Below are 20,103 nucleotides of genomic sequence, written 5' to 3'. Positions count from 1 at the left end.
TTTAGATCTAGATCGTAGTCTTGCGCTGAAATTTGGATCGCAACATGCCACTGCCTGCCGAAGTCTTCACACCGAGAAGCGCTGACATAAACCCGAAGATGTACGTCGAGCGGCCCTCGCAAGAGAAGTCCGTCAGACAGGCGTTGTTGCGCGATTCAAATTTTTTCATGCACGGCGAAAGTGGCAGCGGCAAGTCTTGGCTCTACAAGAAAATCTTCGCAGAGAAGCGCATCTCCTACTTCGTCATCGATTGCTCGAAAGCCACTGAAGCCGAAGGGTTGCGCCCCGCCTACCTAAGTCTGGTGCGATCACTCGGCGTTCTGAAAAAAACATCTGTCTCTGACGAACGCCTCGCCACAGCTGATGCGATAGTGGTTAAGGGAAGTCAGAGACAGACAACTATTAAAGAAAATTTCGAACAAGATCCCTTGGAAACTTTATTTGCTGCGGTTAGGTCCAATTCCGGAAAGAAGCAAGCATTTATAATTTTCGACAACTTCGAGCACGCGATAAATTCACCCAAAAAGATGGAAGACATCGCGAGCGCAATTATTGCCCGAGACAACTCTCAATACGACTATTATAATGTTAGAATTGCAATCGTAGGCGTTCCAGACGACATTGTCTCCTATTTTTCGAAACAGAACTTCTCTCAAACAATTTCAAATAGAATATTTGAGCTGCCCGAAGTAGGAAGACTTACCGGCGATCAGTGCAAATCAATAATTGAGCGCGGATTTTTTGAACTTCTTAAATACAAAATTAATGTAAACAAAGAAGATTTTGTTAGATTTCTAGTGAGAAACTCAGACCTTATCCCTCAACACGTTCAAGCCCTTTGTTTGGAAATTGCGATCGAGGCGCACGAGCGCAACAAAACCATTGATATAGAAAGCATAAATACTGGAGTCAGGAGTTGGTTAAGAGGGTCCTTGCATTCAGAGTACGCACGAATCTCGGCTCGAATGAATAAGAGAAATAGCCGCCGACAACGGCGAAACCAAGTTTTATACGCGATATCGAGGTGCTCAAAACATGAATTCAACTATTTAGATATTGAACAAATAGTGAAAAATGAATTCAGCGACACCCAAGATGTCGCGGTTAATGTTTCTGGTACACTCAGCACTCTCGCCCAAGGCGAGAACCCGATACTCCGAAGGACGCCTGACTCAAAGGGATATCGGTTTGCCAATCCCAAAACGCGAATCTGCGCAGGCTTAATGCTTCACCTGGATGAGGACGGCGTTGTAAACAGAACATTGCTTGACGGTGACGACGGCGTTAAGGCGAAGTGGCTGTCCTAGCTTGAACACTCCAGGCTAACTTCTGAACGGATCCTGCATCAGGATCACGTCCTCGCGTTCCGGCGAGGTCGAGACCAGGGCGATCGGGCATTCGATCAGCTCTTCCAGACGGCGGACATATTTGACCGCCTCGGCCGGCAGATCGGCCCAGGAGCGGGCGCCGGCGGTCGAGCCCTGCCAGCCCTGCAGCTCTTCATAGACCGGGGTCACCTTTGCCTGGGCTTCCTTGCCGGCGGGCAGGTGGTCGAGGCGTTCGCCATCGAGCTCATAGGCCACGCAGACCTTGATCGTCTTGAACCCGTCGAGCACGTCGAGCTTGGTCAGGGCGACACCATGCACGCCGCCGACCTGCAGGGTCTGGCGGGTGATGACGGCATCGAACCAGCCACAGCGACGCTTGCGTCCGGTGACCACACCGAATTCATGGCCGCGCTCGCCGAGCGCCTGGCCATCGGCATCAAACAGCTCGGTCGGGAAGGGACCGGAGCCAACGCGGGTCATGTAGGCCTTGGCAATGCCCAGCACATAGCCGACATCGCGCGGACCGACGCCGGTGCCGGCCGAGGCCTGGCCGGAGACGGTGTTCGACGAGGTCACGAAGGGATAGGTGCCGTGGTCAACGTCCAGCAGGGCGCCTTGCGCCCCTTCAAACAGGATTTTCTGGTCCGACTTGATGGCGTCCTTGAGGACTCGCCAGACCGGTGCCGCATAGGGCAGGATTTTCGGCGCGATCTCGGTCAGCTCGGCGACCAGCGTCTCGGCGCTGTATTCCTCATGGCCGAGGCCGCGACGCAGCGCATTGTGATGGTGCAGGATATCGGCGACGCGGGCCTTCAGGGCGGCCGGATCAGCCAGGTCGATGACGCGGATGGCGCGACGACCGACCTTGTCCTCATAGGCCGGACCGATGCCGCGGCGGGTGGTGCCGATGGCTTCGCCGTCATCACGGTTCTCGCGCAGCGCGTCGAGTTCGCGGTGGATCGGCAGGATGAGGGCTGCCGTCTCGGAGATCTTCACCACCTCCGGCGTGATCACCACACCCTGCTGGGCGATGCGATCCACCTCGGCCACGAAGGCCCAGGGATCAACAACCACGCCATTGCCGATGACCGACAGCTTGCCGCGCACCACACCGGAGGGCAGAAGCGAGAGCTTGTAGACATTCTCGCCGACGACCAGCGTGTGGCCGGCATTGTGACCGCCTTGAAAACGGGCCACCACATCGGCGCGGTGCGACAGCCAGTCGACCAGCTTGCCCTTGCCCTCATCGCCCCACTGGGCACCCACAACGGTTACATTGGCCATGAAAGCCTCCTCGCTTGCGGTCCCGCTACGCGCGCGAGCCCTGTCCGCGGGCCGATTATTTGTCACGAAGCCGTTATTTGGGCCAGACCCGTTTGCAGGATACCCGTGGATTGAGTAATCTCGTGCACGGATAGGTGCTGGGGAGCACGAAAAACGGGGTAGCTCCATGCTTTCTGCAAGATCTGTTCTCGCCGCAACCGCCTTTGGCCTGCTCGGCGCGAGCACCACCCTCGCCCAGGCCCAGACTCCGCCGCCCGATGCCTGTGTCGGCGCGCCCTGGGATGCCTTCGATTTCTGGGTCGGGACATGGAATGTCTATGGCCCGGCCAATGGCGAGACGCCCGGCCCCTATCTCGGCCACAATGTGATCGAACGGGTCAATGGCGGCTGCCTGGTCACCGAACACTGGGTCAGCGCGACCGGCAATCCCGGCGACAGCCTCAATGTTTTCGACCCGCTGCTCGGTGAATGGCGCCAGGTCTGGATGAGCAATGGCTGGTATATCGACTATACCGGCGGGCTCGACGACAACGGCGCCATGGTGCTGACCGGCGAGGCCTATACCGTCCAGACAGCGACCCGCGCGCCACTGCGCGGCACCTGGACTCCGAACGCGGACGGCACCGTCACCCAGCAATTCGACCAGGGCGACGGGAGCGGCAACTGGACCACGATCTTTGTCGGGATTTATGTACCGAAGGCAGCCGACCCGCGCGCCGCCGAAGCTGCCGCCGCGCGGGGCGAGTAGGCTGCCGCGCTAGAACTCCACCACGTGGTAGTGCTCCTTGTCGTACAGGCTGTGCACGAACCAGGCGGGAAAGCCGTAGGCGTGGCGAACATAGTCGGACTGGGAGGCGTGAATACGCCAGGCGCGGATCTTGGCGACGCCCTCGGCCGGCATGACATGGGTCGGCGCGGGCTGGCTGTCGACGATAAGCTGGCCGGTCTCTCCGCCGAACCGCTGCATCATCCGGCGCGGGGCGAGGATATAGGCGATCGCGCGCGGCGCGGTGTCGGGGTTTTCGGCCCGCAGGCGGCGAACCGCTTCTGTGGCGGCGCGGCCGGCGGTGCGGTGATCGGGGTGATAGGAAAACCCGCTCTCCGGCCAGAAGGTCACGACGAGCTCGGGCTGCCACTCGCGCATGCGCGCCATCAGGCGCTCGACATAGACGTCAAAGTCCGCGTCGGCGAGGCCGCCATCGCGATAGTCCCAGACGTCCTGGGCGGTCAGGCCGATCGCATAGCCGTTCTTGAGCAGTTCGGCCTCGCGCACCGTGCCCAGATCTTCGATCCGGCTCACCTGTGGCAGCGGCGTCCCGTTCTCCCCGCGTGTCGCGGTAATCGAGCGGACCGTGGCGCCGTCCCGGGACGAGGCCCGCAACAGCAGGCCGGTCACGGAAATCTCGTCATCGGGATGGGCAAGTACGGCGAGGACCGAGGATGCACCGAGCTCGCCGGCAATCGACGCGACCCGGGGCACGCCCGGCTCCTCGAATTGCTGGTCCAGCCAGATCACGACGCCACCAAGGACGAGAACGATCACAAGGACCACAGCGGCCAGGGCCCGCAAAAGCGGGCGTTTGGAAGCGCGATAGCGCCAACTCATATCGATCACCCCTCGCCTTGCGCGTCGCCCGGCGTCCGGTCCGGTAACAGCTCGGACCCGTGTCGACCGCTACTCGCCCAGCGCCGCCACAGCGGCGAGGTCGCGGCTGTCGAGTTCAACACGGCCATTGGTGCGATGATTGATGATCAAGTGATTGCCCGCACGCCCGCTGCCGATCCAGGCCGCGAGCTCGGCCCCTGTGAACGGGAGATAGCACGGCTCTGACCGGGACCGTCGCGCCGCCCAGGCATTGAAGCGTTCAATGGTGTCGAAGGCGTAGTAGAATTGGCCGTCTTCCGTCTGCAGGTATTGCAGGCTCACTCGCGTTCGCCCGGCCTCGGCGACATTGCCCTCGCACCGCTCGGCGGTCGCCGCATACACGGTTTCACGGGCCAGGAAGGGGTAAAGCCCCTCGGTGGCCTGGTGGTTGCGGCTGTGTTCGGACAGCGCCATGGCGAGCACGGTATCGTCGGGCCATCCGAAACGGGTGAAAGAGGCGAAATACCCGCCGACGCCGCTGACGAGGAGCACGAAAGCGACGATCACACCGAGGACAAGAAAACCTGCGAGGCGCTGAATCATTCTAATTCCCGAAGCGATACCCGAGGCGGATGCCGGCATTGTCCAGCGCCTGGTTGCGGCCGGAGGCCAGGATCTGGCCGTGCGAGATGTGCTCGTAATAGGCGCCGACCGACCAGCGCTCATTCAGGTCGTAGTCGAGACCGATCGCATTGTGGAACAGGATTTCATTACCCATCAGCGACCGCGTGGTCGCCAGGCGGATGCGCGTCGGGTCGCCCGGGTCCGAATTGGGATCAATGTCCTCGACACCGTCATTATAGGTCAGGCCGGTGCGGAATTCGAAGTTCAGATTCTCGGCGAGTTCGAAATCCCACGCCAGGCCGGTCCCGCCGAAATTGGTCAGGCCATTGGTGTTGAACGAGCCGTAGAGATAGGGACGCGGCGACCAGATCACATCGAGGAAATCCGGGGAACCGAAGAGCAGGTCGGCCGTGATGTTCGGCCCGTCTTCGACATGATCAGCGAGATCGTGTGCGGTCACGCCGAGACGGAATTCCATGCCGCGATCATCGGCGAGGCCGGCTGCGGTGATCAGGGCGAAGGCGGCGGCGGTGGTCAAAATGGTCTTCATGATGTCCCCTTGAGGCCGCCAGCGCGACCGGTCTGTGTCAGTTGCAAACGGGATAAAGCGTGTCTCAGCCCGCGTCCAGCGCTTCGCGGTAGGCCCAGTCGAGCCAGGGGCCGAGTGCGGCCAAATCATCACGCTCCACCGTCGGCCCGCACCAGATGCGGAGACCCGGCACCGAAGCGCGGTGCATGGAGATATCCAGCGCCGCATTCTCCCGCTCCAACAGGGAGGAGATCTTCCGGGTCAGCTCCCATTGCGCGTCCACGCCGGCGGCGATGACCTGCGGGTCGGTATATTTCAGCGTCACCGAGACCGGCGAACGATGGGCCGGGTTGGCGCACAGGTAATCGACCCAGTCGGCATCACGCACCCAGGCGTCCAGCGCCGCGAAATTCTCCTCCCGGCGGCGGATGAGCGCCGGCAGGCCGCCGATGCGCGAAGCCCATTTCAGGGCGGCGAGATAGTCCTCGACCGCCATCAGCGACGGGGTATTCAGGGTCGAGCCTTCATAAACGGCGAGGTTGGCCTTGCCCTTGGCGTGCAGCTGCAAGAGGCCCGGGATCGGCCAGTCCGGACGCCAGGCGTCGAGCCGCTCGATGGCGCGCGGGCTCATCACCAGCATGCCGTGCTGGGCCTCGCCACCCATGCACTTCTGCCAGGAGAAGGTCAGCACATCGATCTTCGACCAGTCGATCTCGACCGCAAAAGCCGCCGAGGTGGCGTCACACAGGGTCAGGCCCTCGCGATCGGCATCAATCCACTCGAAATCCGGGATCCAGACGCCCGCCGCCGTGCCGTTGAGCGTGAAAATAGCGTCGCGCTCGCGATCATACTGGCTGATGTCGGGCAGCTCGCCGGCCGGCGTCTGGAAGACGCGCAGATCCTTCAGCTTCAGCTCGTCGCGGGCATCCAGCGTCCAGCGATTGCCGAACACATCCCAGGAAAAGACATCGGTGCCGCGCTGCCCCAGGAGCGACCACATCGCCGCTTCCATCGCGCCGGTATCCGAGCCCGGCAGGAGTGCCACCTTGTAGCCCTCGGGCAGATCCAGCAGAGCGTGGGTGCGCTCGATCGCCTCCTTGATCCGCGCCACCGGCGCGCCGGCCCGGTGGGTGCGCGACAAAGGCGCGTCGGCAATCGCATCCCAGGACCAGCCCGGATATTTCTTCACCGGCCCGCAGGAAAAGCGCGGATCGGCGGGACGAAGAACAGGTTTGGAATTGCTTGTAAGGGTCGTGTCTTGCGTCGGGGTATCGGCCAAGTCTGTCTCCGGGGATTCGCGGGCATCGGGGCGGGTAATGTTGCAGTGCACGTTGACGCCCTCCCCGGCGCGGGGCAAGAGCTTTCGCCATGAATGCCTCGCCAGGAGTCCAGCCGTTGATCCCGCCGCAGCGCGACCTGTTCGAACTGCCGCGCGACACCTGCTATCTCAACGCCGCCTACATGGGCCCGATGCCGCGCAAGGCCGTCGCAGCCGGCCAGGACAGCTATGCCCGCAAGGGACAGCCCTGGCACTATCAGGTCCAGGCCGACTTCTTCGACGCACCGGAAACCCTGCGCGACCGCGCCGCGCACCTGTTCGGGACGAGCGCGAACGATCTCGCCCTGGTGCCGGCGGCCTCCTACGGCCTGGCCACGGCGGCGCGCAATCTGGCGCCCGATGCGAAAAGCGAAATCCTCGTCCTCGCCGAGCAATTTCCGTCCAATGTCTATGTCTGGCGCGAGCTCGCAGCCGAGCACGGCGCCCGCCTGCGAACGGTCAGCCGGTCCGACAGTCAGAGCTGGACCGAGGCCATGCTGGCGGCAATCTCGACCGCAACCTCGATCGTCGCCTGCCCGCACGTTCACTGGGCCGATGGCGGCGCCCTCGACCTTGCCGCGATCAGCGATGCGGCGCGGCGCCAGGGCGCGGCACTGGTGCTTGACCTGACCCAGTCGCTCGGTGTCATGCCCTTCGACCTGTCGGCCATCCAGCCCGACTTTGCCGTCGCGGCCGCCTATAAATGGCTGCTGGGTCCCTATGCGATGGGCTTTCTCTACGTCGCCCCGCACCATCAGGACGGCGAGCCGCTGGAACAGAACTGGATCGTCCGCGACAAGGCCGAGGACTTTGCCCGGCTGGTCGATTATGCCGATGATCACGCCATCGGGGCGCGCCGCTTCGACATGGGCGAACGCTCGAATTTCCAGCTCGTCCCCGCCGCGATTGCCAGCACGGATGCCATGCTGGACTGGGGCGCCGATGCGCTGTCCGCGACACTCGGCGCCAATAATCGCAGCCTCGCCGACCGGCTGGCCCCGCTGGGCCTGCGCGAGACGACACCGGACCGCGCCGCGCACTATCTCAGCCTCTCCCTGCCCGACGGCGCGCCGGCCAATCTTGTCGCCGAACTCGCTTCGCAAAAAATTTATGTGTCCCAGCGCGGCGACCGGATGCGCATCACACCCCATGTCTACAATGATGAGGCAGACTTCGACCGGTTCGTATCTGTTCTGGAAAGCCTGCTTTGACACCCCTGCCCCTGCCGCACACCGTCGGCCCGCGTGACTGGGCCGCCCTGATCCTGCTCACAGTCTTGTGGGGATCGGCCTTCGCCTTCATCAAGCACGGCGTGGAAACGCTGCCGCCCGGCGCGTTGATTTTCGTGCGCCTGGGACTGGCCGCCGCCGTCCTGACCGGCTGGGCGATCATCCGGGGGCATGCCCTGCCGCCGATCACTGACCGCCGCTGGCTGTGGATGGCCGGGCTCGGCCTGTTCGGCAACGCGCTGCCCTTTTTCCTCGTGAGCTGGGCCCAGCAATATATCGACAGCGCCCTGGCCGGCATCCTGGTGGCGACCATGCCACTGGCGACGGTCGGGCTCGCCCACCTCCTGGTGCCGGGCGAACGCATGACCCTGCGGGCCGTGCTGGGCCTGCTGGTCGGCTTCGCCGGCGTGACCCTCCTGCTTGGCCCCTCGGCACTGGCCGGTCTGGGCGGCGCCAACACACTGGCCCAGTTCGCCGTGATCGGTGCCGCAGCCTGCTATGCCATCAACGCGATCCAGGCCCGTCTCATGCCCGACACCCGGCCATCGGTTGCGGCCGCCGGCATGTTGATCATGGCGACGGTGTTCGCCCTGCCGCTGGGCCTGTGGGACCTCGCCCAGGTCGACGCGGTCGCGCCAACCGCTTGGGCCGCGGCGGCCTGGCTGGCGGTCGGGCCGACGGCGCTGGCCTCGGTCGTGCTGATGCAGGTCGCCCGCACAGCAGGCCCCAATTTCCTGGCCATCGCCAACTATCTGACCCCGATCGCTGCGCTGCTGACCGGCTGGGTGATCGGCGAGACGATCGGCTGGCCGGTCGTGGCAGCGCTGGTGGTGATCCTGTCCGGCGTCTGGCTGGCGCGCGGCGGCAAGTCGCCGAACTGACAGGAATCTACAGCCAGCGGCTTGCTCGCTGGCGCCGGCATCGGGAAAGTCGACGCGGCCGGCTGGAAGCCCGCCTTTGGGGGACATGATGACGCGTCTGATCTCGATCATGGCGATCAGCCTGACACTCGGCATGGGCGCGCCTGCACTTGCAGACGACGCGCGCACGCCGATGGATCTGGTGCGCGCCTTCAACGATGCGGTGTCGCGGGACGACTGGGAGACGGCCCAACGCCAGGGTGAGGCCCTGCTCGCACATGACCGCATGGCGCTGATGCCGGCCGGGTATCGGGCTGATATCCATCACCAGGTGGCGATCAGCTATGCCGAAAACGGCGAGACTGCGCGGGCGCAGGCGCATTGGGAGCAGGCCGAAGCCCTCGGGCTGCCGCGCCACACCGTTCTGCACGCCCGGTTCGAGGCCGCCTTGCGCCAGAATGCCGCCGACACGGCGCTGCAGGTCTATGCCGAGATGGATGCCGGTTTCCCCGGGCAGCGAAACAGCTTGCGCCTCGGACTGTTGATGGAACTGGTCGACCTGCAACATGATGTCGGTCGGCATGCCGAGGAGCGCGAGGCGCTCGACCGGATCGAAGCCCGCTATACGCCAGACACCCCCTTCACAACGCTCGACGAAATCCACTATCGGCGGATCCGGTCGCTGGTCGAGAGCGGCGACATTGATGCCGCAATGGCAGTCCTGCCGGCCATGACGAGTGACACCGGCGCCATGCGGCTGCGCACGCTCAACCTGTTCAGCCCGCTGTGGCAACGCCCCGAATTCGATCGTCTCACCGATCAGCGCCGCGAAGTGCTGGACCTGCTGGCACGAAGCGGCGAGCAGATCGCCGCCCATCCTGACCATCTCGGGCCGGTCATCGACCGGATGGTCTATCTGAACGATCTGGGCCGACGCGAAGAGGCCAGTCAGCTGGCGACGCGGACCTGGCATCGAATTCAGGCTGGCGAGACCTTCGAGGATTCCGGCGAACAGGTCATCTGGTTCCTGGACCAGTGGGGTTATGTCGAGATGGAGCGTGGCCGGCTTGCCTTCGGGCGCGCTGCTTTCCTGCAGGCCGGCGAGCGCTCCGAGAATGGCGGCCTGAATGTCAGCCAGCTGATCAATCTGGCCCATCTCGATCTCGCGATGGGCGACGACCGCGCCGTGCTCGACCGGCTGGAATCCATGGAAGGTCGCGGCGCTTCGGATTATGGCTGGATACAGGTCCATTTCGCTCGCGCCTGTGCTGCCGCCGCGCTGGGCGAAGACAGTGTCCGCGCGGTTTCGGAAGCCTGGGTGGAGGCGCATCGCGATGTCGCGCCCGCGACCCATTACAGAATGCTGATCTGCCTTGGTCGCGAAAATGACGCGGCGGCTGCCCTGCTGGACCAGCTTGCTGATCCCGCACTGGCTGAAGACACGCTGATGGAGCTGCAGCCGCGTGACCCGCGCTACACCCACAGGGCCTTCACGCGCTATCGCACCGACTATGAGATGCGGCAGCGGATTATTGCCCGACCCGAAATCCAGGCGGCGATCGCCCCTATCGGACGGCTGGAATATGTCGACCTGACAGACGGTTAGGACTGATTGGCGGTCAGGGCCGCATCACCCAGGCATGGTAGACCGGGCCATTGCCGGCACCGAGGCCCGGCGCACGGGCAATCGCCTCGTGCAGATAATCGCCTGCCCGGCGGACCGCGTCCGGCAGGGCGGCGCCGTCGGCCAGCAGGCCGGCAATGGCCGAGGCAAGCGTACAGCCTGTCCCGTGTGTGTTGCGGCCGGGCAGGCGTGGCCGTTCCATCAATTCCATGCCGCGTGTCGAAACCAGCACATCGGTGACGACCTTGCCCTTGAGATGTCCGCCCTTCACCAGGGCCGCCTTCGCCCCCATTGCGACGAGGCGGTTGGCGGCCTCAAGCTGACCGGCAATGTCTTCGATCACGAGGCCGGTCAGCTTTTGCGCTTCCGGGATGTTGGGCGTGACCAGCGCCGCCAGCGGCAGCAATCGGTCGCGAATGGCGAGCTCGGTGCCCTCGGAAACCAGGCTGTCGCCGGAGGTCGCGACCATGACCGGATCCAGCACCAGAGGAATCGGCGGCTCACAGGCTTCAAGACAGTCAGCGACCAGTTCGACCGTCTCGCGTGTCCCAAGCATGCCGGTCTTTATGATATCGGCCCCGATATCCGACAGCACGGCTTCGATCTGGCCCTTGAGAATGTCGAGGGGGATCGGGTGGATGGCGCTGACGCCGAGTGTATTCTGGACGGTGATGGCGGTAATCGCGGTTGCAGCATGGCCGCCCATCGCAGTGACAGCCTTGATGTCGGCCTGGATGCCGGCACCGCCGCCACTGTCCGACCCGGCAATGATCAGCACCCGTCCGCGGGGCTCATCCAAATCCATAGCGAGCGATTTCCTTCCGTCAGCCGGCCTGGCGGCCCGCTTACTGGTCCTGCAGGGCGCGCAGGCGCGACCGGGCCCGTGCCGCTTCCGCGTCGGAGATGGCATGGCGGGCGGCCTGGTTGTAGAGGTCGCGCGCCGCCTGCGTCTCGCCCTGTTCGACGCGAATCTCGGCCAGGGCGATCGTGGCCCGGAAATTCTCCGGCTCGAAGGCCAGCATCCGTTCATAGATCGAGGCGGCAGCCTCGCGATATCCATCCCCGCTCAGACAGGCGGCCTGGGCGTGCAGGAGATCATCATCCCACGGACTGTCGGCAACCGCCTGCGCAGCCTCGGCGCACACACCCGGCGGCACCACCGAGCTGCCATCGCGCGCGGTCGGGGCCGCACTTCCATTTGCGGCAAACAGCGGTGCCGAAGCCGAAGCCCGGGCCGGGGCCGAAGCCGAAGCCGGGGCCGGGGCCGGTGTCAGCATGGCCGCCCGGTCGGACTCTGTCACCTCGACCGATGTCGCGCCTGCCGCTTCACCATGGCGGGTGGCATCGGCATCCGAAGCGACCGACCCGAAAGCGGATGGATCGGCGGCAGGGGCGGCAGACGGCATCATCGCGCCATCGGCAATGTGGACCTGTGCGGCCGGGCCGACCGTCATGGTGACCAGCACACCGCCCTGGCGCAATTCGGCGCGCGCGCCAGTCCAGGCTCGGCTGGCCAGGAGACGGACAACGCCACCCCCGTCCGTCGGATCAATGGTGACGGCCGCGACCAGCGTATCAGAGGCCGGGCTGATCGAGCGGGCCCGCAGGCTGACCCCGTCGAGGACAAGTGTCAGGCCGGCGGCGCTGACCTCGCTGGCAAGACCGGTGGGCTGGTCGTCAAGGGCGATCCAGATCTGGCCGGCATCGCCATCAAGACGGGCACGCAAATCGGTGATCCCGGCCGCTGACGGCGCGGTCAGGGCAAGGGCGGCAATCAGGGTCGGAACAAGGGTCTTGTACATGCTCAAGCGCTTGCAATGCGTCGCGTAAAGACGCGGTTAAGTCAGCCGACGTCCGGTTCGAGGCTTGCGATCGGTCCGGCATTGCAGGCATCAAAACCAAAGGCGCCGATCAGGGCCCCGTCTGCTTCGCGGACGGCTTCATAGACATAACATCCCTCGCCAAACTCCGGCATCGCGCCTCGCACGAAGATCGGATCGCCCTCGCCGAACATGGCGTCAGCCGCGTCAAGCGGGCGGACGGTGTTGATTTGCGTGCCGGCTTCGCGGGTGGCGCATTCCCAGGTCCGCATGTCGAGATCGACAATCCGCACACCGGTCTCGCCACCGGCCAGGGTGTAGGCCATCGAGACATGGCGGGCCCGGTCGCGGAAATCGCTCAGGCAAAGATTGATCATCGGCAGATAATCGATCAGATAATTCGACCAGCGATCGGTTTCGCCGACCTCGCGCCCACACCCGCTGACCGTCTGGTTGCCGATCGACATGTCGGCAAAGTAAATCAGCGTGCCGCCCTCGCGTGACGAACAGGGGCCCGCCTGCAGTTCGACCGAAACCGGGCGCCCGTCCTGGTCCGCGCCGCGGAACTGGCGCAGCCCGCCATCAAGATAGGGCATCACGATATCGAGCCGGGCGTTGACCTCGCGTCCGTCGGCGTAACGCATCACGAGCTGGGCCCGGGCATCGCCCTCATCGTCATAATAGGACAGCCGGCCCGCCCAGCCGGAATGGCCGAGCAGCTCATAGCCCGCGCCGGACACGGGCGCGCGCGAGGACGGGGCATAGTTGAAGGCCGCGCTGGCCAGGCCGCCCCCATCTGCACTGTGTGTGTAGGTTGTGGCGCAAGCGCCCAGGCTCAAGCCCAGACCTGCCAGAATGAGTGCGCGCATCTTCATCGGTCCCGATACCCCCTGTTGCGCCGGCTCCGGTGCCCCGGAACAGGCATTCACCAATCGCCGCGCGATCGAGACCCCGGCCAAGCAACGCTGCCCTGCCCGGCAGCGGATCTCCTCGCGACTGCCCTTAAATAGCCTAACACATGAACACAAGCTGAGCGGCGCAATCCGTCCGGCCGTCAGATCCGGTCGGTAAACTGCGTGGCGAGAAAGTCGACAAACAGGCGGACGCGGTGCGCCAGATAGCGGTTCGACGGGAAGACCGCCCACAGGAAACGCTGCTCTGACTCCCAGTCGGTCAGGATCTCGACAACGCGCCCCGCCTCAATCGCCGGCTCGGCGGCCCAGCGCGGTGAGCAGGCGATACCGACACCGGCCTGTGCCGCGGTTACCGCTGCGACGGCGCCATTCAGCGACAGCCGGCCATGGATGCGGACTTCGACCTCCTCGCCATCACGCAGGAATTTCAGCAATTGCGGCGCCGGCTTGTTGCGGTCGATGACCATCTCGTGCTGCGCCAGCTCTGACGGATGCTGCGGCGTTCCGGCCCGGGCCAGATAGTCCGGCGAGGCCACCACCGCCATACAGGCGGGCGCCAGGCGTTTGGCGATCAGGGCGCTGTCAGTGAGATTGCCGATCCGCACGCCGACATCAAAGCCCTCATTGACCAGATCGACCATGCGATCAGCCAGCGACAGCCGAACCTCGACGCCGGGCCAGTCGGTCATGAATTGCGTGATGATCGGCATCAGGCGACGGGCGCCAAAATCGACCGGCGCCGAGACGCGCAGCAGGCCGGCCGGTGCCGAGCGCGCATCCGCCACGCCCTGCTCCAGCCCGTCATACTCGTCGAGCCAGGGCCGGACGCGATCGAGCAGGGCCTCGCCCGCATCGGTGAGCCGGACCGAGCGCGTCGTGCGTTCGAACAGGCGCGCCTGCAAACGCTCTTCAAGCGCCGTAATCTGCTTGGACGCGGCACCGGGCGTCATGCCCTCGCGATCGGCGGCCTTGGTGAAACTGCCAAGCTCGGCCACCGAGCAGAACAGGCGGAGTGCATCAATCCGGTCCATTTATTCCCCACAAGAAACAGAAAGTCTCGCTTCCGGGTATTTATCGTATTTCTCGATATATTCATATGGGCTGGCGACGGGGACGAGATATTGATCGCTCCGCCTGTTTGGCTCCCATGCCGCACCGGCACCGGCAATTGCCGTGATCGACCGGCGGCATCAATCCTGGACCCGCAGCGCCCGGGCGATGGATGTCCGGCGTCCCGCCGCCTGATCAGGCCGCCGTTTCAGCCGCCAGGGCGAGCTTGAAATGGCGGCGTTCCAGACGCACCGGCAGCGTGAATGCGTCGAGATCTGCTGCACCCATGCTGCGCAGCAATTCACTGACGGCGAGCCGCGCCGCGCCGGTCAGGCTGTCCCGATAATCGGTCACGCCCTGCAGCATCCAGAGCGGGAAGGGAATGATCGCGCGGTCGGTCTCGACAGCACTGTCACCATGTCCGATCCGCGCCTTGTGAAAGCCCAGTATGCGCGGCACTTCGGTCCCCGCCTGCTTGTCCGCAGCCCACGCTGCCAAAGCCGCGGCGGTATCGCGCAGCACAGGCCAATGCTGCGCAGCAAACCGGTGCAGCAATTCCATCACGCCAGGCGGAATATCGTCCTTCGCAAGGAAATTCCCGGTCAGCGAATGCTGCGGCGCGTGACAGCGTTCGGCCCAGGCCGCGACACGCGGCGCCAGCCGGCGCATCAGCTCACCGGATTTCGGGTCGCGCAACAAATGCGCGTAGAGCGGGCCGAGCAGGCCGTAATCCCCGATCGAGGGCCGCGATCCGAACAGGCAGTCATGCGCGCCAAGATGGGCCTCGAAGACCGTGAGGAAATCCTCATAGGCCGTCTCGATCGCGGCAATGCTGTCGGGATTCACCCCAAGGCCGGTAATGGAGCCGGAGAAGAAGCCGACGGCCTTCTCGGCCGCAGCAAACTGTTCCTCCGGCGCGAGATGGGGATGGCTGGTCGCGCCGAACTCCTGCTGCGCGAATGCGCGATTATAGGCCCAGCGATAGTGCATGGCCGGGATGACCAGCCACTCGTCCCCGAACAGTTCCAGCACCAGCGCCGCGAAGCGCTGGCGCGGCGTGTCGGGATAGATGGACGGGCCGGGCTCGCGGGCTTCGACATAGTCGATAATATCGCTGGTATCCTGCAGCGTCTTGCCATGCGGCGAGCCGTCCTCGTGGATCACAACCGGAATGACCGGCCAGCCAACCCGCGGCAGGATATCCGCCTTGTAGACCTCGCGCGTCGACAGGCGCTCGGTGAAGGGGACATTCTTCCAGCGCAAGTAACCGCGCACCTTGCCCGTGTAGAGCGATACCGGTGTTCCGATCAGGGTGTAATGCATGCGGAAATCCTGACTGCTTGAATCATGGCAAGGCTAGCCTGCTTCTCTGCGCGCGCCAGCCCTCGCGCCTGCATGACCGCCCTTCACTGCGGTTTGCGGGCAATCATTTCCATCACCATCGGGGTCATCAGCAGGCTCGCCGGATCGGCGTCGCGTCGGGCCAGGAATTGCCGGAAATCGGTGGCCTCATCAGCGGTCAGAAAACCCAGCGCGACCAGCCGGTCGGGCGCCTCCTGCAGCCAGGCCTTGGGCCAGGTCCAGAGCACATCGCCCGGACGGGCGGCATGGATGATCGGGGTCAGGGCCTGCACGGACCAGCCCAGCGCCTCGCCCATGGCCGGAAGGCGCCGTCCGATTTCAGGATCGCCGCCGAAATGGACCCAGCTGTCCCGGACCGCCGCGATGAAACGCTCGAATACCGGCTCGGCAGGCTCGATGCGGAAACTGCGATAGTCGACATATTCCTGCATCATCACGACGCCGCCCGGCTGGAGCGCCTGGTCAAGCCCGGCGAGCACGCCATCCGCGCCGGGTACGAAAGACAGGCACCAGCGTGTCCAGACGGCATCGCAACCGAGCTGTGTCCAGTCCATCGACGTGACGTCAGCCTGCAGCGTGCGGATATTTGAAAGCCCGCGCTGACCTGCGCCGGCCTCGAGCGCGGCAAGGAAATGGGTCGACTGGTCGACGGCAATCACCTGCCCCTGCGGCCCGACGAGACGCGCGAGGTCGAAACTCGCATAGCCGGGACCGCAGCCGAGATCGAGCACGGTCATGCCGGGCTTCAACCCGGCGCGTCGCCAGCAGGACAAGGCACTCTCGCGCCAGATCGCGTGCTGTTCACCGAGCCGGCGAACCTCGGCATCATTGGTACCGATGATATAGTCTTCAGGTTCAAGCGCGGCTGTCGACACGGTGTCCTCCCGGAAAGCCGTCACTCTAGCGCAGCGCCGGACCGGGCAGCCACCCGAAACCTGTTCTGGATGTCAGAAATCTAGCGGCGAGCGATGAAGATGTCCCGGCTCTTGGCAACGACGCCCGCCTCGTGCCGGGCAACCACGCGATCGACGCTTTCGGCCGCATTGTCGAAGGCCCGCCAGGCCGACCAGCCCATCGCTCCGGTCATCAGGACTGCCACGGACCAGCAGACAAGCGCGATGGCCCGGGCATAGCCCGCCCATTCGTTCACTCGCCAGCGATCAAGTCCGGGGATATTCATGTCAGTCCAGCCTAGAGTTGCGGGCATGGCCTGCCCGACGCCGCACATTCTGGCGCCAGATCCGGTGAACGCAGCTCATATTTGATTAATTTCCTGTTCAGCTTTCGCGCCAGGCGTGTTTCAGACGGCGTCTCAACGCCTTACGCGAATGGTAGCAATATCGCACGAATAGGATATTCGCCTGAAACGGGAATAATCGCTGATTTCCGAGGAAAAATAGGGGCTGACGGGTCGCGTCGAAAGACTGATCGGACAAAACACCGGAGCGGCGTGCGGGGGTCGAGGCAGGAAATCCACGCGCCAATGCGCCTAGAAATTCGCCGGCGCACCTTAACCCAGACGCACCAACCGCCCGTCCCTGACCTGGCAAGAGGTAAGGAGGCGGGCGGCCGTGTTGCGTCCGGTTCCGGGTTTGACCCCTTTCCCATCCGCGTCCCCTCTCTTTCGATCGGGGCAGCACCGCGGTGAGGCAGCGCTGGCATCTTGGCGCCCTGGTCCCCGGCCTTGCGGTCGGTTCAGTCCCTCCGGTTCGGTGAGCCCTCCGCGCCGGTCCTTGCGGACCCTTGCCTTGGAACCTGACCTGAATTCGGGAACCCTTGCGGGCCTTTCCTTCCGGCCTGCCCTTGTGGAACCGGTTCTTGCGAACCTGCTCCTTGGAGCCACCTCTCCGGCGATCCCTGGTCCTTTCGGACCACTTCGGTCGCTGTCGATGATTGAAGTAAAGCAGGCCGGCCCCGGGCCGGCAACGCACGGAAAATGCGATTTCGTGGACAAGTCGCCGGACTTGGTGGAAAACTTTCCACTTTCCGTGGATAAGCTGGTGAAAACTTTCAACAGCCTGATTTCATGCCCTGATTAGCGCAGGCGCAGACAAGAAAAAACCGGCGCGGGCAGTGCCGCGCCGGTTTCTTGCAGTCTCCGTGAGGCGTGAGGCGGACTATTCCGCCGCAACCGCCGCCGGAGCGCCGAAGCGGCCGTAGAAGGTCTCGCCCTTTTCGGCCATCTCGACGAGAAGCGCCGGCACCTTGAACTGGTCGCCATAGGCGGCTTCCAGCTCTTTGGCGCGGGTCACGAAGGCCTTGGCGCCGATGGTGTCGATGTAGGACAGCGTACCGCCGGTATAGGGCGCAAAGCCCCAGCCGAGGATGGAGCCGACATCGGCCTCGCGCGGATCATGGACGATCTCCTCTTCCATGCAGCGCGCCGCTTCCAGCGCCTGGGCATAGAGGATGCGGTCCTTGATCTCGTCCGCCGTCGGCTGGTCTTCGGCATATTGGCCGCCCGGAGCGAACTGCTCCAGTTCCGGCCAGAGACGCTTGGGCTGACCCTTTTCGGCCGGGTAATCGTAGAAGCCCTTGGCGTTCTTGCGACCGAAACGCTCATACTCCTCGACCATCTTGAACAGGATCGGCTCGGTCTTGGACGGCTGGTAATTCTCGCCCAGATCGGCCTTGGTCTGCTTGATCAGCTTCACGCCAAGATCCAGCGCCACCTCGTCCTGCAGCGACAAGGGTCCGACCGGCATGCCGGCCATCTTCGCCGCATTCTCGATCAGGGCCGGCTTCACGCCTTCGGCGAGGAGATTCATGCCCTCGCCGATATAGCGCATGACGCAGCGATTGGCGTAGAAGCCGCGCGTGTCGGAGACCACGATCGGCGTCTTCTTGATCTTGGTCACGAAATCGATCGCGCGCGAGAGGGCATAATCGCCCGTCTTCTCGCCCATGATGATCTCGACCAGGTTCATCTTCTCGACCGGCGAGAAGAAGTGGATGCCGATGAAATTCTCCGGACGGGTCGAGGCCTCGGCCAGCGAGGTGATCGGGATGGAGGAGGTGTTGGAGCCGAAGACGGCCGTCTCGCCGATCTCATCTTCCGCCATCTTGGTGATCTTGGCCTTGAGTTCGGAATTCTCGAACACGGCCTCGACCACGAGGTCGACATCCTTGATCAGCGTGTAATCGGTCGTCGGCGTGATCAGGGCGCCCAGCTTGTCGGCCTTGTCCTGGCTCAGCTTGCCGCGGGCGACGCCCTTGGCGAAGTGGTCGGTGCAATGCTTCTTGCCCTTGTCGGCGCCTTCCTGGGTGGCGTCGATCAGCACGATCTCGATCCCGACCTGGGCCGAAACCGTCGCAATGCCCGCGCCCATGAAGCCGGCGCCGATAATGGCCACCTTCTTGATCTCGCCCTTTTCCTGGCCGGCCGGACGGCGTCCGCCCTTGTCTAGGTCCTGTTTGGACAGGAAGATCGAGCGGATCATGTTGCGGCTTTCCGGGCGCAGCAAAAGCTTGGTGAAATAGCGGCTCTCGATGCGGATTGCGGCGTCCATCGTCACCTGGCTGCCTTCATAGACGCAGGACAGGATGTAACGCTGGGCCGGGTAGTTGCCATAGGTGGTCTTGCGCAGCATCGGCGAGGCGGCGCCGAACATCTGGGCGCCGGCGGGATGGTAGGGACCCCCGCCCGGGAATTTGAACTTGTCACCATCCCAGGGCTGTTTCGAGCCTTTCGGATCATCCTTGACCAGCTGTTTGGCGGTCGCGACCAGATCGGCCCCCGGCACCACGGCATCGACAATGCCCTGGGCGTGGGCCGTGGCTGCGTCGAGCTGCTGGCCCTGCAAGAGGACCGGGGCGGCATTCATGATGCCGACCAGGCGTGGCAGGCGCTGGGTGCCGCCACCGCCCGGCAGGACGCCGACCATGGCTTCCGGCAGGCCGAGCTTGGCGGAGGGATTGTCCGACGGCATGACGCGGTAATGGCAGGCCAGGGCAATCTCGAAGCCACCGCCCAGGGCGAGGCCATTGACCGCCGCAGCGATCGGCTTGCCGCAGGTTTCCAGGGCGCGGAAGGTCTTGTTGAGACGGAAGCATTGCTCGAACAGCTTCGTCTTCATCTCCTCTTCCGGCAGCTTGGCCAGTTCGCTCGAGGAGCTGCCCAGTTCCGACAGGTCGGCGCCGGCACAGAAGGCTTTCTTGCCGGAGGTGATGACCACGCCCTTGATGGCGTCGTCGGAGATGATCGTGTCGGTCAGCGCGTCGAAGTCATCCATGACCTCGGCCGAGATGACATTCATCGACTTGCCCGGGCTGTCGAAGGTAACGAGGGCAATGCCGTCGGCATCGATTTCGAGTGTGAAGTTTTTCAGGGTCATTGTGATTTCTCCAGGTCGGCCGAAACTCGGGTTCCGGCTCCGTTTCTGGTTCGAAAGACTTTGATGAGTGAGATCAGGGCGCAGCCCAGCGCAAAACCCAGGAATACGGGCAGGCTCCAGATGAGAGCCTCTCCCGCATCACGCGACAGGATGAAGCCCATCGTATAACCAACCAGCCCGGCGATGACGGGCATGACGGCCAGTTTGCCAAAGCTGATTTCCTGAATTCGGCGCCAGTACAT

General features: G+C 64.0%; 19 protein-coding genes. 5 read left to right on the top strand and 14 right to left on the bottom strand.

Features of this window, described 5'->3' with window-relative positions; all coding sequences use genetic code 11:
- Window positions 1–44: 44 nt before the first annotated feature.
- Window positions 45–1,307: an AAA family ATPase gene (locus QZZ02_RS09645; RefSeq protein WP_291843978.1), complete on the top strand. Its 1,263-nt coding sequence runs from the start codon at window positions 45–47 to the stop codon at window positions 1,305–1,307.
- 15 nt (window positions 1,308–1,322) lie between these two features.
- Here the strand turns inward: QZZ02_RS09645 and QZZ02_RS09640 are convergent, their stop codons facing one another.
- Window positions 1,323–2,612, bottom strand: a complete 1,290-nt coding sequence (locus QZZ02_RS09640) for an adenylosuccinate synthase (protein ID WP_291843977.1) — start codon at window positions 2,610–2,612, stop codon at window positions 1,323–1,325.
- Between the two features lie 166 nt (window positions 2,613–2,778).
- Between QZZ02_RS09640 and QZZ02_RS09635 the strand changes: the two genes are divergently transcribed.
- Complete coding sequence (locus QZZ02_RS09635; RefSeq protein ID WP_291843976.1) at window positions 2,779–3,360, top strand: hypothetical protein; 582 nt, start codon at window positions 2,779–2,781, stop codon at window positions 3,358–3,360.
- Between the two features lie 9 nt (window positions 3,361–3,369).
- Here the strand turns inward: QZZ02_RS09635 and QZZ02_RS09630 are convergent, their stop codons facing one another.
- From QZZ02_RS09630 to QZZ02_RS09615, 4 genes are all read right to left on the bottom strand, one after another.
- The gene (locus QZZ02_RS09630; RefSeq protein WP_291843974.1) at window positions 3,370–4,218 is read right to left on the bottom strand and encodes a PIG-L family deacetylase; all 849 of its coding nucleotides are present in this window, start codon (window positions 4,216–4,218) and stop codon (window positions 3,370–3,372) included.
- A gap of 69 nt (window positions 4,219–4,287) precedes the next feature.
- Window positions 4,288–4,800, bottom strand: a complete 513-nt coding sequence (locus QZZ02_RS09625; protein WP_291843973.1) for an SseB family protein — start codon at window positions 4,798–4,800, stop codon at window positions 4,288–4,290.
- A 1-nt stretch (window position 4,801) separates the two neighbouring features.
- Window positions 4,802–5,371, bottom strand: coding sequence for an acyloxyacyl hydrolase (locus QZZ02_RS09620; protein ID WP_291843972.1), 570 nt, complete (start codon window positions 5,369–5,371; stop codon window positions 4,802–4,804).
- A gap of 64 nt (window positions 5,372–5,435) precedes the next feature.
- A complete protein-coding gene (locus tag QZZ02_RS09615) occupies window positions 5,436–6,629 on the bottom strand; it encodes a phosphoserine transaminase (RefSeq protein WP_291843971.1) in 1,194 nt (397 codons plus the stop codon).
- An 89-nt stretch (window positions 6,630–6,718) separates the two neighbouring features.
- On the opposite strand from QZZ02_RS09615, the gene QZZ02_RS09610 reads away from it, so the two are divergent.
- The 3 genes from QZZ02_RS09610 (at window position 6,719) to QZZ02_RS09600 (ending at window position 10,363) form a co-directional block, all read left to right on the top strand.
- A complete protein-coding gene (locus tag QZZ02_RS09610) occupies window positions 6,719–7,879 on the top strand; it encodes an aminotransferase class V-fold PLP-dependent enzyme (protein WP_291843970.1) in 1,161 nt (386 codons plus the stop codon).
- Window positions 7,876–8,778: a DMT family transporter gene (locus QZZ02_RS09605; protein WP_291843969.1), complete on the top strand. Its 903-nt coding sequence runs from the start codon at window positions 7,876–7,878 to the stop codon at window positions 8,776–8,778. The genes QZZ02_RS09610 and QZZ02_RS09605 overlap by 4 nt, the downstream gene beginning before the upstream one ends.
- 88 nt (window positions 8,779–8,866) lie before the next feature.
- A complete protein-coding gene (locus tag QZZ02_RS09600; RefSeq protein WP_291843968.1) occupies window positions 8,867–10,363 on the top strand; it encodes a hypothetical protein in 1,497 nt (498 codons plus the stop codon).
- 13 nt (window positions 10,364–10,376) lie between these two features.
- Here the strand turns inward: QZZ02_RS09600 and thiD are convergent, their stop codons facing one another.
- The 9 genes from thiD to QZZ02_RS09555 all read right to left on the bottom strand — a co-directional run bounded on the left by thiD (window position 10,377) and on the right by QZZ02_RS09555 (window position 20,103).
- Entirely contained in the window at window positions 10,377–11,186 is an 810-nt protein-coding gene (thiD, locus tag QZZ02_RS09595; protein ID WP_291843966.1) for a bifunctional hydroxymethylpyrimidine kinase/phosphomethylpyrimidine kinase, read from the bottom strand.
- Window positions 11,187–11,226: 40 nt separating this feature from the next.
- Window positions 11,227–12,183, bottom strand: a complete 957-nt coding sequence (locus QZZ02_RS09590) for a tetratricopeptide repeat protein (RefSeq protein WP_291843965.1) — start codon at window positions 12,181–12,183, stop codon at window positions 11,227–11,229.
- A 41-nt stretch (window positions 12,184–12,224) separates the two neighbouring features.
- Complete coding sequence (locus QZZ02_RS09585; protein WP_291843964.1) at window positions 12,225–13,070, bottom strand: hypothetical protein; 846 nt, start codon at window positions 13,068–13,070, stop codon at window positions 12,225–12,227.
- Window positions 13,071–13,255: 185 nt separating this feature from the next.
- Window positions 13,256–14,146 (bottom strand): LysR family transcriptional regulator, encoded by an 891-nt coding sequence (locus QZZ02_RS09580; RefSeq protein WP_291843963.1) that lies wholly within the window; start codon window positions 14,144–14,146, stop codon window positions 13,256–13,258.
- Window positions 14,147–14,360: 214 nt separating this feature from the next.
- Window positions 14,361–15,488, bottom strand: coding sequence for a glutathione S-transferase family protein (locus QZZ02_RS09575; protein ID WP_291843962.1), 1,128 nt, complete (start codon window positions 15,486–15,488; stop codon window positions 14,361–14,363).
- A gap of 83 nt (window positions 15,489–15,571) precedes the next feature.
- Window positions 15,572–16,402, bottom strand: a complete 831-nt coding sequence (locus tag QZZ02_RS09570; RefSeq protein ID WP_291843961.1) for a methyltransferase domain-containing protein — start codon at window positions 16,400–16,402, stop codon at window positions 15,572–15,574.
- Window positions 16,403–16,482: 80 nt separating this feature from the next.
- On the bottom strand, window positions 16,483–16,707 hold the full coding sequence (locus QZZ02_RS09565; protein WP_291843960.1) for a hypothetical protein: 225 nt from the start codon (window positions 16,705–16,707) through the stop codon (window positions 16,483–16,485).
- 937 nt (window positions 16,708–17,644) lie between these two features.
- Complete coding sequence (locus tag QZZ02_RS09560; RefSeq protein ID WP_291843959.1) at window positions 17,645–19,861, bottom strand: 3-hydroxyacyl-CoA dehydrogenase NAD-binding domain-containing protein; 2,217 nt, start codon at window positions 19,859–19,861, stop codon at window positions 17,645–17,647.
- On the bottom strand, window positions 19,858–20,103 hold the full coding sequence (locus QZZ02_RS09555) for a hypothetical protein (protein WP_291843957.1): 246 nt from the start codon (window positions 20,101–20,103) through the stop codon (window positions 19,858–19,860). Before QZZ02_RS09555 ends, QZZ02_RS09560 begins: the two co-directional genes overlap by 4 nt.

Source organism: Maricaulis sp. (genome assembly GCF_015665295.1).
Lineage (GTDB): Bacteria > Pseudomonadota > Alphaproteobacteria > Caulobacterales > Maricaulaceae > Maricaulis.
This window is presented reverse-complemented; position numbering and strand designations above follow the sequence as displayed.

Coding starts and splice junctions, on each gene's coding strand:
- QZZ02_RS09645 (WP_291843978.1), top strand. CDS start 45: ATGCCACTGCCTGCCGAAGTCTTCACACCGAGAAGCGCTGACATAAAC.
- QZZ02_RS09640 (WP_291843977.1), bottom strand. CDS start 2,612: ATGGCCAATGTAACCGTTGTGGGTGCCCAGTGGGGCGATGAGGGCAAG.
- QZZ02_RS09635 (WP_291843976.1), top strand. CDS start 2,779: ATGCTTTCTGCAAGATCTGTTCTCGCCGCAACCGCCTTTGGCCTGCTC.
- QZZ02_RS09630 (WP_291843974.1), bottom strand. CDS start 4,218: ATGAGTTGGCGCTATCGCGCTTCCAAACGCCCGCTTTTGCGGGCCCTG.
- QZZ02_RS09625 (WP_291843973.1), bottom strand. CDS start 4,800: ATGATTCAGCGCCTCGCAGGTTTTCTTGTCCTCGGTGTGATCGTCGCT.
- QZZ02_RS09620 (WP_291843972.1), bottom strand. CDS start 5,371: ATGAAGACCATTTTGACCACCGCCGCCGCCTTCGCCCTGATCACCGCA.
- QZZ02_RS09610 (WP_291843970.1), top strand. CDS start 6,719: ATGAATGCCTCGCCAGGAGTCCAGCCGTTGATCCCGCCGCAGCGCGAC.
- QZZ02_RS09600 (WP_291843968.1), top strand. CDS start 8,867: ATGACGCGTCTGATCTCGATCATGGCGATCAGCCTGACACTCGGCATG.
- thiD (WP_291843966.1), bottom strand. CDS start 11,186: ATGGATTTGGATGAGCCCCGCGGACGGGTGCTGATCATTGCCGGGTCG.
- QZZ02_RS09590 (WP_291843965.1), bottom strand. CDS start 12,183: ATGTACAAGACCCTTGTTCCGACCCTGATTGCCGCCCTTGCCCTGACC.
- QZZ02_RS09585 (WP_291843964.1), bottom strand. CDS start 13,070: ATGCGCGCACTCATTCTGGCAGGTCTGGGCTTGAGCCTGGGCGCTTGC.
- QZZ02_RS09580 (WP_291843963.1), bottom strand. CDS start 14,146: ATGGACCGGATTGATGCACTCCGCCTGTTCTGCTCGGTGGCCGAGCTT.
- QZZ02_RS09575 (WP_291843962.1), bottom strand. CDS start 15,488: ATGCATTACACCCTGATCGGAACACCGGTATCGCTCTACACGGGCAAG.
- QZZ02_RS09565 (WP_291843960.1), bottom strand. CDS start 16,707: ATGAATATCCCCGGACTTGATCGCTGGCGAGTGAACGAATGGGCGGGC.
- QZZ02_RS09560 (WP_291843959.1), bottom strand. CDS start 19,861: ATGACCCTGAAAAACTTCACACTCGAAATCGATGCCGACGGCATTGCC.
- QZZ02_RS09555 (WP_291843957.1), bottom strand. CDS start 20,103: ATGTACTGGCGCCGAATTCAGGAAATCAGCTTTGGCAAACTGGCCGTC.